General features: G+C 69.5%; 11 protein-coding genes. 6 read left to right on the top strand and 5 right to left on the bottom strand.

All coding sequences use genetic code 11. The features are described 5' to 3' along the window. Nucleotides 1–123 precede the first annotated feature (123 nt). The gene (locus ENSA5_RS21035; protein ID WP_106393470.1) at nt 124–786 is read right to left on the bottom strand and encodes an AAA family ATPase; all 663 of its coding nucleotides are present in this window, start codon (nt 784–786) and stop codon (nt 124–126) included. Nucleotides 787–837: 51 nt separating this feature from the next. On the opposite strand from ENSA5_RS21035, the gene ENSA5_RS21030 reads away from it, so the two are divergent. Further along, the gene (locus ENSA5_RS21030; protein ID WP_106393469.1) at nt 838–2,040 is read left to right on the top strand and encodes an STM4014 family protein; all 1,203 of its coding nucleotides are present in this window, start codon (nt 838–840) and stop codon (nt 2,038–2,040) included. Here the strand turns inward: ENSA5_RS21030 and ENSA5_RS21025 are convergent. Next, a complete protein-coding gene (locus ENSA5_RS21025; protein WP_106393468.1) occupies nt 2,029–2,895 on the bottom strand; it encodes a hypothetical protein in 867 nt (288 codons plus the stop codon). The two genes, ENSA5_RS21030 and ENSA5_RS21025, sit on opposite strands and share 12 nt — an antisense overlap. Before the next feature lie 172 nt (nt 2,896–3,067). Here ENSA5_RS21025 and ENSA5_RS21020 point away from each other — a divergent pair, with 172 nt between their 5' ends. The 4 genes from ENSA5_RS21020 to ENSA5_RS21005 are packed head-to-tail and all read left to right on the top strand — an operon-like array spanning nt 3,068 to nt 8,170. Continuing rightward, nucleotides 3,068–4,078, top strand: coding sequence for a YHYH protein (locus tag ENSA5_RS21020; protein ID WP_181198005.1), 1,011 nt, complete (start codon nt 3,068–3,070; stop codon nt 4,076–4,078). Between the two features lie 33 nt (nt 4,079–4,111). Then, complete coding sequence (locus ENSA5_RS21015; RefSeq protein ID WP_181198004.1) at nt 4,112–5,455, top strand: sensor histidine kinase; 1,344 nt, start codon at nt 4,112–4,114, stop codon at nt 5,453–5,455. Beyond that, entirely contained in the window at nt 5,452–6,789 is a 1,338-nt protein-coding gene (locus tag ENSA5_RS21010) for a sigma-54-dependent transcriptional regulator (RefSeq protein WP_106393465.1), read from the top strand. The genes ENSA5_RS21015 and ENSA5_RS21010 overlap by 4 nt, the downstream gene beginning before the upstream one ends. A 46-nt stretch (nt 6,790–6,835) precedes the next feature. Continuing rightward, the gene (locus ENSA5_RS21005; RefSeq protein WP_106393464.1) at nt 6,836–8,170 is read left to right on the top strand and encodes a WGR domain-containing protein; all 1,335 of its coding nucleotides are present in this window, start codon (nt 6,836–6,838) and stop codon (nt 8,168–8,170) included. A gap of 28 nt (nt 8,171–8,198) precedes the next feature. On the opposite strand, the gene ENSA5_RS21000 is transcribed toward ENSA5_RS21005, so the two are convergent. Beyond that, the gene (locus ENSA5_RS21000; RefSeq protein ID WP_106393463.1) at nt 8,199–8,381 is read right to left on the bottom strand and encodes a hypothetical protein; all 183 of its coding nucleotides are present in this window, start codon (nt 8,379–8,381) and stop codon (nt 8,199–8,201) included. A gap of 161 nt (nt 8,382–8,542) precedes the next feature. Here ENSA5_RS21000 and ENSA5_RS20995 point away from each other — a divergent pair, with 161 nt between their 5' ends. Then, entirely contained in the window at nt 8,543–9,016 is a 474-nt protein-coding gene (locus ENSA5_RS20995) for a histone H3 family protein (protein ID WP_146155940.1), read from the top strand. A 75-nt stretch (nt 9,017–9,091) separates the two neighbouring features. On the opposite strand, the gene ENSA5_RS20990 is transcribed toward ENSA5_RS20995, so the two are convergent. Continuing rightward, nucleotides 9,092–10,075: a mechanosensitive ion channel family protein gene (locus ENSA5_RS20990; protein WP_106393461.1), complete on the bottom strand. Its 984-nt coding sequence runs from the start codon at nt 10,073–10,075 to the stop codon at nt 9,092–9,094. A gap of 85 nt (nt 10,076–10,160) precedes the next feature. After that, complete coding sequence (locus ENSA5_RS20985) at nt 10,161–10,739, bottom strand: pyridoxamine 5'-phosphate oxidase family protein (RefSeq protein ID WP_146155939.1); 579 nt, start codon at nt 10,737–10,739, stop codon at nt 10,161–10,163. Between the last annotated feature and the right edge of the window lie 135 nt (nt 10,740–10,874).

Genomic DNA, 10,874 nt, shown 5'->3' with positions numbered 1-10,874 from the left:
GGCGCGAAGCCAAAACGCCGCTGTACCGGGCGTACTGCAAGTTTTGGCGACAAAGCCATCGGCGAAAAGGCCAAGCGAGGCGGCGCGAGGCATTGCACCCCGGGCTGCTAGCAGCCCGGGCTGCTAGGTTTTTTCGCGTGGGCCTTGTTCGTCGTGGCAGGCATCATCGGCGAAGCGTCGAATCAATTCGCCGAGCACGTGGAGGCCCTCGAACAGCTTGGCCATGAACGAGTGGTTGTGGTGAATCAGCACGAAGTTGGGGTGCTGGCTCCACAGCTCGCGCAGACGCCAATCGAGGGCCACGGCCTCGCGGTTGGTCTCGGTTCGGACCGGGTTGCCGGTCTCGATTGAGAAATTTCCGATCGCCGCGGTCTCGAAGAAGAGCACGGCGTCGTAGCGACGCAGCTCCTGCTCGAGGCTCGTGCCGAGCTCGGCGAAGAACTGCTCGGGGTCATCGCCCGGCCAGTAGGCGGCGCCGTCGATGGTCCCGCGATCGCACAAGAGCACGCGCTCCGGGTAGCGGGCCGACTGCAGATCCTCGAGGTTGCGCTGGACGTGGAAGATCGCGCGCTGCACGGCCTGGCGCGCGTTGGGCTCGTCCGAGCGGGGGAACCCGCCCGAGAACAGCATCGTCGCCGACTCTGGCACCACGACGATGCGATCCCCGATCTCGCGGCGCAGCATGTCGGCGGCGGTGGTCTTGCCACCGCCCGGGCCCCCGGTCAGGACGATGCGGCACAGGTGTCGGCCCTCGCTCGAGCGCGCAGGGTGATCAGGGACGCTCATGCGCGCACGATCGCAGGGGTCAGCGCCGTGGGCGACCGCAGGATTTGCGGGATGAGCTGGGACTCAGGCTACATTGGGCCGGTGACCGAGGAGCGGGCGCGCTATCTGATCATCGGCAACCCCGACAACCGCCGCGTGACCGGCTTCGTCGACGCGCTCGATCGCCGGGGGCTGCCGCCGCCGATCCTGCTGTCCCACCGCGAGTTGATGCGCGACGTCTCGGCCCTCGCGGCGCTGCCCGACGAGCCGCTCACGGTCCGCATCGACGCGTGCGGCGAAGATCCCGAGATCGAGCGGACGCTGCTCGAGCTCGGCGCGGACGCGCTCGACGCGGATCTACGCTGCGAACGGATCTCGCGGACCGAGCTCGCGCGGACGCCCTATCGCTTTGGCCAGATCCGGGCCCCGCGACAGCACCACGCGGGCTTTGTCCGCTACCTCGACACCCTCGCGAGCGTGCTGCGGGCGCGCCCGAGCTGGCGCGTGCTCACGCCGATCGCGGACATTCGCGCGCTGTTCGACAAGCGCGAGACCTCGCGCCGCTACGCCGCGCTCGGGATCCCGGTACCCGAGCCGCTGCCGGGGCTGACACAGATCGAGGAGCCCGAGCAGCTGCGCGAGGCCATGGTCGCGCAGCGCTGGCCCGCGGTGTTCGTCAAGCTGTCGAGCGGCTCGTCGGCCTCGTGCCTGGCGCTCTACCGCCACCTCCCCGGGCGGCCGCCCGCGCAGCGCGACCTCCTGCTCACGACCGTGGCCACGGCCGAGAACGGGCGCTTCAATTCCCTGCGTCTGCAGCGGCTCCACGAGCGCGAGCCGGTCGACGCGCTGCTGCGCTGGCTGATCGGCGAGGGCGTGCAGATCGAGCGCGCGGTACCCAAGGCGAGGATCGACCGCTGGTGCTTCGATCTGCGCGTGCTCGTCGTCGCCGGGGCGCCAGCGTTTTGCGTCGTCCGTCAGAGCCGTCACCCGATCACCAACTTGCACCTCGGCGGGCAGCGAGGCGACCTCGACGGCCTCCGCCGACGGATGTCGAGCGCGGCGTGGGACGCCGCGATGCGCAGCTGCGAGCGCGTGTTCGCGGCCCATGGCTGCCTCCACGTCGGGGTCGACGTGCTGCTCGAGCCCGGGCTCGAGCGCCACCGCGTGATCGAGGCCAACGCCTTCGGCGATCTGCTGCCAAGGCTCACGCGTGAGGGCAAGAGCGTCTACGAGTGGGAGATCGAGGCCGCGGCCAGGACGGCCTCAGTCGAGTGACCGGGCCACGATCGTGGTCCCACGCCCGAGGTTCCCGAGCACCGTCCACGCCGCGTCATCGAGGTCGACGGCGTCGAAGGCCACGCCGTCGAAGATCGCGTCGAGGTGCCGAACGATGGCGAGCTCGACGCTCGCGCCGCCCGGCTCGGCGTCCAGCGCCGGGTCGATCTCGAGCTCGAGGATCTTGCCGTAGGCGCGATCGCTGCGGAGCACGAAGGGCGTGGCCGCGCCGCCCCCTGGGGGCGTCCAGCTCCCGACGATCAGCAAGCTGGCCCCGCTGAGCTCGAGCTCGGCGTCGACCTGCGCGAGGGCGCTCGCGGCCTCGTCGTAGCCCACGCTGAGCTCGCTGGCGGGCACGAGGAGGTAGTGGGCCTGACAGTAGCTGCCGCCGTCGAGCTCGCGCAGATCGTAGCTCGACCTCGCGACCTCGATCAGGGACTCGACGCGATCGAAGACCTCGGCCGAGGGATCGTCGACCCCGCTCGTGTGCCCCTCGGCGACGAGCCACGGCGACGCGACGCCGAGCGCCGCGTCATCGACCCGCGCCGCCGCGCCGAGCTCGGCATCTGCACAAGCGACCAGGCTCGCGCCCCAGCTGCCGATCCAGGCCGCCTCAACAGTGATCGTGTAGTCGAGGTCGCTGACGGTGGTCCAGCTGGTCTGCGCCTGGATCGTCGCGCCCAGATCCCAGTCGAGGGTCCAGCGCGCCGCAGCTGGCGAGACCGACGGCGCCGCAGCGGCACCGGTCTCGCCGCTGTCTTTGAGCTCGCCCTCGTCGAGCTCGCCCTCGTCGCAGGCCCAGACCCCGAGCGAGAGGCAGGACACGACGAGTCCGCGGGCGAGCGACGAGACCATGCGAAGCCCGTGTGCAGCGCGCGTGCCAGCGCTCAGCGATGCCCACGAGCGCCTATCGAAGCTCGAACTGCGAACCCCGCACGCGACAAACTGCGACTTCCGCAACCCCCTCCGCCCCTGCTGCCAACCTGGCGCGTAGGCCCTGCCACGGGCTGTTCGGGGTCATGCAGCGGTGGCACGAGGCTTGCTCGGGTGTGCCCTCGTGAAGCCCGAGTTCTTGCTTGCCCCTGCCCTCTCGCTCCTCTTTCCGCTCGCCGCGTGCACGCCCGACGGCGAGGCCAGCGACCTCGCCGACAGCGCGGACAGCGAGACTGGAGCGGAGGGAGATCCCGACGCTGGGACCAGCGAAGGCACCGATGAGGGCACCGACGAGGGCACCAGCGACGGCACCGACGACGACGGCACCGACGACGACGGCAGCACCGACGACGGCTGCCCCGACGAGAACTTCCCCCCGGTCAGCGCCGACCCGGCCAACGGCGCCTACCCCGATCCCTTCTTGGACGTCTACTGTGAGGATGACGAGGTCATCGTCGAGTCCAACGGGATCCCCGCCTACGAGTTCGTCGAGCTCACGCCCAACCCCCTCGACGAGCAGGACTGGCGCTGGCACTTCCCGCGGAACCCCGAGCTCGCCGCCCAGACGACCGAGGTCCCGCTGCTCGGACCGGCCGGCACCGCCGTCAACGGGCTGCCCTTCTACGGTCCCAACGAGGGCCCCGTCCCCGACCCCTTCGGCGATCCCATCTACAACCAGCTCGTCGACTTTTGCGCCGGCCACACCGGCGGCGCCAACGACTACCACTATCACACCTTGCTGATCGAGTGCCTAACCAGCGCAGTCGGGCCCGACGAGCCCTCACCGGTGATCGGCTACGCCTTTGACGGGTTCCCGATCTACGGCTCGATGGGCTGCCTCGACGACGACTGCGACGAGGTCGTCGAGTTCAGCTCGGGCTGGGTTCAGACGGGCGACCCCTCGACCTACGCCTGGGACAACCACGAGTATCAGGCCAGCGACGACCCGACGGTGCTCGACCCATGCAACGGCCGCGTCGGTCCCGACGGTGACTACCGTTACCACGTGACCGCCAGCTTCCCCTACATCCTGGGCTGCTACGCGGGCACGCCGACCGACAACCCCCGCGAGATGCCCGGCGAGATGCCCGGCGAGATGCCCTGAGTCCGAGTCACGGCAAGCGCTATCATGCCCGCGTTGTTCAAGACCTCCGACAAGCGTCGCGCCTCGCCCTCGCAGCGACTCCGCGTGGGCTTCGTGCTCGTCGGCCTGACCTTCGCGGCGGTCCTGCTCGCGGTCACGGGCTCGTCCTTCCTCGGTGCGCGCGGCTTGTCTGAAGCGGTCACGCGGGGCCAGGCGGCGGTGATCCGCAGCGGGCTGTCCGACGTCCAGCACGGCTGGGTCCGCAATCCCAGCCAGGCCGATCTCGAGGCCCTGGTCGCCGATCTCGAGCAGCTCGATCTCGGCGTCCGCTACGTCGGCTTGAGCTACCCCGACGACCCGGGCCCGGAGGTCGGCGAGCCAACACACATGCCGACGGACCACGAGATGCGAGCGCTCGTGCGCGAGGGCGTGGTCGAGTACGGCGAGATCGTCCAGGTCGTGGTCCCGCTCGCCCCCGGCGCTCACGGTGACCGCCCTCCACCCGACGGAGCGCAACGCGACCGCCCCCGACGCGCAGGACCGCCTGGGCCACCGCCCCCCGACGGGCATCTGATCGTCGAGTTCGAGCCGGTGATGCGGGCCGAGCTCCAGGCTCGCTCGCGCCGCGAGCTCAGCGTCGGGATCGCAGGCGCGCTCGTGATGGCGATCGCGTCGCTGGTGTTCTGGCGGATGTCGCTCGACGCCGAGTCGAGCCAGCACAAGCTCCAGAGCCAGCGCCAGCTCGCAACCCTCGGCGAGATGTCGGCGGTCCTCGCGCACGAGCTACGCAACCCGCTGGCCTCGCTCAAGGGCCACGCGCAGCTCTTGCAAGAGCGCCTCGACCGAGACCACGCGGACGAGCACACCCGCGCCAAGGCCGGGCGCGTGGTCGCCGAGGCCCGCCGGCTCGAGGATCTGACCCACGGACTCCTGGCCTTCGTCCGCGTCGGCGAGATCATCCGCGAGCAAGCCAGCCCGACAGCGATCGTCGAGTCGGCCGCGGTCGATCTCGAGCGCGAGCGCGTGAAGATCCACGCCGAAGCGGCGCCGCCCTCGTGGGCCCTCGACGGCCAGCGCATGCAGCAGGTCCTCGCCAACCTCATCGACAACGCGCTTCAAGCCAGCGAAGATCAGCCCGTGACCGTCGAGATCAGCCGGCGCGGGGGCGCGCTCGAGTTCATCGTCCGCGATCGCGGACCGGGGATCCCTCCCGATCAACGCGAGCGGATCTTCGAGCCCTTTCACACCACGCGCACGCAGGGGACCGGCCTCGGCCTCGCGGTCAGCCGGCGGATCGTCGAGCTCCACGACGGCGAGCTCACGGTCGGCGACAACCCCGGCGGCGGGGCGGCGTTCACGGTCCGCGTACCTCGCGGCGAGGAGACAACGAAGACATGAGCAGGATCCTGGTCGTCGACGACGAGGACGGTCTGCGCGAGTTCATGACCGAGGTCCTCGAGGATGAAGGCCACGAGGTCGACCAGGCCGCCGACGGCGTCGAGGCCCTGGCCAAGCTCGAGGCCGCGGCCTACCAGCTCGTGCTCAGCGACCTCAAGATGCCGCGGATGGGCGGCATGGAGGTCGTTCGGCGCGTCCGCAGCGAGCAACCCGAGACCGAGGTCATCATCTTGACGGCTCACGGCACCGTCGACAGCGCGGTCGAGGCCATGAAGCTCGGGGTCTTCGACTACCTCCAAAAGCCGCTCGACAGCCCGACGCAGCTGCGCCTCCTGGTCGCCCACGCGCTCGAGCGCCAGCGCCTGCGCGCGCTGCAAGAGTCCGCCCGCGACCGCGAGGCCGAGCAGCCCCTGAGCTACGGCGCGCCCGCGATGACGCCGGTCGTCGAGGCCCTGCGCAAGGTCGCGACGACCGACGCGACGGTGTTCCTGATCGGCGAGAGCGGGACCGGCAAGGAGGTCGCGGCCCGGACGATCCACGCCTGGAGCCGCCGCGCCGAGGGGCCCTACTGCGCGATCAACTGCGCCGCGCTGTCGGCCAACCTGCTCGAGAGCGAGCTGTTCGGCCACGAAAAAGGCGCGTTCACGGGCGCCGCCGGGCGCCGCCGGGGACGGCTCGAGCTCGCGGCCGGGGGCACCTTCTTCCTCGACGAGGTCGGCGAGCTCGCGCCGGGCCTCCAGGCCAAGCTGCTCAGGGTCCTGCAAGAGCGCACCTTCGAGCGCGTCGGCGGCAACCAGACGATCCGCGCGGACGTGCGCTGGATCGCGGCGACCAACCGCGACCTCGAGGCCATGATCGCCGACGGACGCTTCCGTGAGGATCTCTACCATCGGCTGTCGGTGTTCCCGGTCCACCTGCCGCCGCTGCGCGAGCGCAGCGAGGACATCGTGCCCCTCGCCGAGCGCCTCCTGGCCCGGATTGGCGCCGAGCTCGGGCGGCCCGAGCTGAGGCTGGCAGCCGACGCCCACGAGGCCCTCAGCGCCGCGCGCTGGCCCGGCAACGTCCGCGAGCTGGCCAACACCCTCGAGCGCGCGGCGATCCTCGCCGACGGCGATGAGATCGACGCGGACAATTTGTTCGCGCTGCCAGGCCGCCCGCGGCGGCCGAGCGCGAGCGTGGCCGTTGACGCACCGCAGACCCTCGGCGAGCTCGAGCGACGGGCGATAACGGCCGCGCTCGAGCGCCACGACGGCAACCGACGCAAGGCCGCCGAGGAGCTCGGCATCGGCCTGCGCACGCTCTACGACAAGCTCAAGCGCTACGAGTCAGCCTGACCCGCGCCGATTTCCCTGCTCGAAGCTGTCTGGCTATACCAGACCAATGCGACGCTTCGAGTACAAGGACAGCCGCTCGTACAAGTTCTGGGAGATCGAGGTCGAGGGCGCCAGCTTCACGGCCCGCTACGGCAAGGTCGGGACCGCGGGACAGACCCAGAACAAGCGCTTCGCCACGCCCGAGAAGGCCGCCGCCGCCGCTACCAAGAAGATCAACGAGAAGGTCCGCAAGGGCTACGCCGAGGTCGGCTCGAGCCCGGCGACGAAGCCCGCGGCGGCCTCCGATCCGAGCGAGGACTTCAGCGTCCGCGCCGACCGCCTCCAGGCCGCGGGCGACCCCTGGGGCCAGCGCATCGCCCTGACGCTCGCCCACGCCGCGACCAAGCCGAGGTCGCCCGAGCGCCGCAAGCTGGCCAAGGAGCTCAAACAGCTCGAGCTCGACCACGCCGAGCATTTCTTCGGCGCCGCGCTCCACCAGCTCATGCAGGACGACAACTTCGACAAGGTCGCGCGCCTGACCTGGGCCTACGGCTACGTCACCCGCGCGAGCGTCGGTGTGCCCAATTTTGGCTACGACGGGCCCGACGCCGTCGCGGTCCTCGCGGCCTTGATGTCATCACCTGCCAGCGAGTTCCTCGCTGAGCTGACGATCGGGCTCACGGACTTCGAGGGCGGCGGGCTGTCGGCCGCCCATCGTGCGATCGCGGCGGGCATCGTCCACCCCCACCTCCACACCCTCTTCGTCGGTGATTTTCACGCGGAGCAGCAGGAAATTTCGTGGGTGAGCCACGGTGATGTCAGCGGCATCTATGCCAAGGCGCCCGCGCTGCGAACGCTGCGCCTGCGCGGCGCAGACATCGGGCTCGGCGAGCTCGAGCACCCGACGCTCGCGCGGCTCGAGATCGAGAGCGGCGGCCTGCCCGAGGCCTCGGTTGCGAGCCTCGCCAAGGCCAAGCTGCCCGAGCTCGCCCACATCGAGGTGTGGTTCGGCTGCGAGGGCTACGGCGGCACGACCAACATCGAGGCCTTGCGCCCGCTGTTTTCGACCAAGACCCTGCCCAAGCTCAAGCACCTCGGCCTCCAGAACTCCGAGATGCAAGACGAGATCGCCATCGAGCTGGCCAAGTCGGAGCTGCTCACGCAGGTCGAGAGCGTGGATCTGTCGATGGGCACCATGCGCGAGCCCGGGGCTCAGGCGATCCTCGACGCCGCCGGGCGCTTCAGGCACCTCAAGTCCCTCAACCTCAGCGATAACTTCATTCCCTCGGCCCTGACAGCGCAGCTGCGCTCGGCGCTCGGCAGCATGCTCAAGCTCGGGCGTCAAGAATCCGCGGACGTGTACAACGACGAGGAGTACTACTACACCACGGTCAGCGAGTGATCGCCCTGACCGCCCTGACCGCCCGGGATCAGGCCCGGAAGCTCATCGCGTCGGCGCCGTTGAGGAGCTGACCGCCACGGTAGAAGCGGGGCTTTTGAAGCAGCAGCGCGACCCGGTCAGACAGCGGCAGCGTGCAGAACTCCTCGAAGGTGTAGCGCAGCTCTGACTCACCGCTGCCGCACGCGACCTCCTCGAAGGTCGGCGTGCTCATGAACCTGGGCCTGGTCGAGGGCTTTCGTCCAATCATCATCGGTCACCCCAGCGTTGGGCCAAGCTTGGGCTCTATTTGTAATTTCTGCAAGTTCAACGCGCATCCGTCAACCTGGACCGAAGATCACAACCGACTCGGGACGCACGCTGCTACCATGACTCATGGCCACTTCGACCTGGCGTAATTGCAGTCGGTGCAAGAGCCCGATCGCCCACGGCGCGAGCTACCTCGTCTGCAGTGTGTCGACCTGCAATCGCGCGCGAACGGGGATGGTATTTTGCAAGATGGAGTGCTGGGACGCGCACCTCCCGATCGCGCGACACCGAGAGGCGCACGCCGAGGAGCTCACGGCACCGCCTGTCGGCGGCGTGGTCACCGAGCCCAAGCCCGCGCGCAGGCAGGGCAAGCGCAGGATCGCGCCGGTCAAGCGGCGCGATCCGAGCCTCCCCCGCGACGCCCTCGTCGTCACCAAGGCCTTCAAGGCCTACGTGCGCGCAGCGGGCGGCCTCAACACATCGGACGCCGTCATCGAGGTCCTGTCCGAGAAGCTGCGCGATTGGGCGGACCGAGCGATCGACCGGGCCAAAGAAGACGGGCGCAAGACCGTGCTCGATCGAGACTTCTTGCCCAAGTGAGCGACCCCGGCCCCGCGAGCCCGAAACGGCGTGGCTGGCGTGGCTGGCGTGGCCGGCGTGTCCTGCGTTCCTCGCTCAACTCGCCTTGCTCTCGACGATCGGCCGGGCCTCGCCCGCTCGCTCGCGCGCGATCTGGATCGGCGTGACGTCGAGCGAGTCGCCCCCGACCGCGCTCGCGCCAAAGTCGAGGGTCCGGATCGGGAAGGGGATCGACATGCCAGCCTCGTCGAGCGCCTTTTTGATCACGATGATCATCTCCGAGCGCGCGTCGAGATAGCCGAACTGACCCGGGATCTCGAGCCAGACCCGGACGTCGAAGTTGATCGAGCTGTCGCCAAAGCCGGTGAAGAACACCTCGACGTCGCGGGCCTGGTCGCGCCAGGTCGCCGGCTCGAGCGCGGCGATCAGGACCTCGCGGGTCCGCTCGAGATCGTCCGAGTAGGCGACCCCAAGGCTGACGTCGACGCGGCGCTCGGTCGTGCGGGTGAAGTGCACGACCGTGTCTTGGTAGATGTCCTTGTTGGGGACGACGACGCTGAGGCCGTCGAAGGTCCGCAGCACCGTCCGCCGCAGCTGGACCTCCTCGACCGTCCCGGTGTGGCCGTTGACCTCGATGATGTCGCCGGGCTCGATCGAGCCGCGGAAGGCCATCAGCGCCCCAGACATGAAGTTGGCGGCGATGTCCTGAAACGCGAAGCCGAGCGCGAGGCCGACGACGCCGACGCCGGCCAGCAGCGAGGTCACGGCCTTGTCGAGGTGGAGCAGGCTCAGGGCGACCGAGACGCCGGCCACGACGACAACCACTCGGGTCACGTTGCCGATCAGGGCGCTGAGCACCTCCTTGTTCGTTGTGCGGTCGAGGGCGCGCTGAGCCCAGCGCCCGGCGTAGCGGGCCGCGATCCCAAACGCGATCACCACGATCGCAGCGAGGACGAAGTTGGGGAGCATCTCGACGGCGGTCGTGGCCCAGCCGTCGAGCTTTTCGAGCAGCGCGTCGAGGGGCGCGCGCGCGGCCACGGGGAGCTCGAACTCCCCGACTTGAAGTAGTTGTGTGTCCATGGTCAGTCTCCGGTGAAAGGGGTGGGCAGGGTCTCTCGCCTCGAGTCGCCTCGGACCGAGGCCGGGCCTCGATCCGAGCGTGGGCTCAACTCATGGAGACGGCGCCGTGCCACTGAGGGTTGTCGGGCAGGCGCAGGTGGTCGTCGTTGGCCCTGGCGCGGGCGACCTCGAACGCGAGGCGGACCGTCTTGAACGAGGAGTGATCCCAGTACTCGGCGTGCTCGGGCACGACCTGGATGAGGGCCAGGTCGCCGCGTTCGGTGCCCTCGGGCACCCACAGCTTCCAGTCGCCGGTCCCGATCGCGTCGAGCTTGTCGCGGTCGACGATGACCTGAGCGCGGCCCGAGATCGAGACGAAGCGGTTGTGGTCGCCGAGGACGACCGCGACCCGCGGCTCGCGGGCGAGCTCGTGGACCTTGGCGGAGTCGAGCTCCGAGATGAACCACAGATCGTCGGGTGCCTCCTGGTCGCGGGCGATGATCCGCATCGGACGAGCGCGGAGGCCGACCTCGGGCGACATGCTCACGAGCATCCCGTCGTCAAAGTCGGTCAACATCCGCCGCAGCTTGTCCTGCTCCGGTCGCGGGGCGTCGTTGTTGTTGGTGGTGTTGGTGGTGGTGGTGGTGGTCGATGGATTCGAGGTTTCGTTCTTGGTCAGTGTCATCAATTCCTTTCGCTGCAAGTGAACGCCGATGAATCGGCGCTGTGTGCAGTCGAAGAGACTCAGGAGCAAGCCCCGTGCCAGCGCCGATCGCCACGTCGAGCGCAGCTGGGCGCGCTCGCCGTCGGTCGCCGACCG

It is taken from the genome of Enhygromyxa salina, from assembly GCF_002994615.1.
Taxonomy (GTDB): Bacteria; Myxococcota_A; Polyangia; order Nannocystales; family Nannocystaceae; genus Plesiocystis; species Plesiocystis salina_A.
This window is presented reverse-complemented; position numbering and strand designations above follow the sequence as displayed.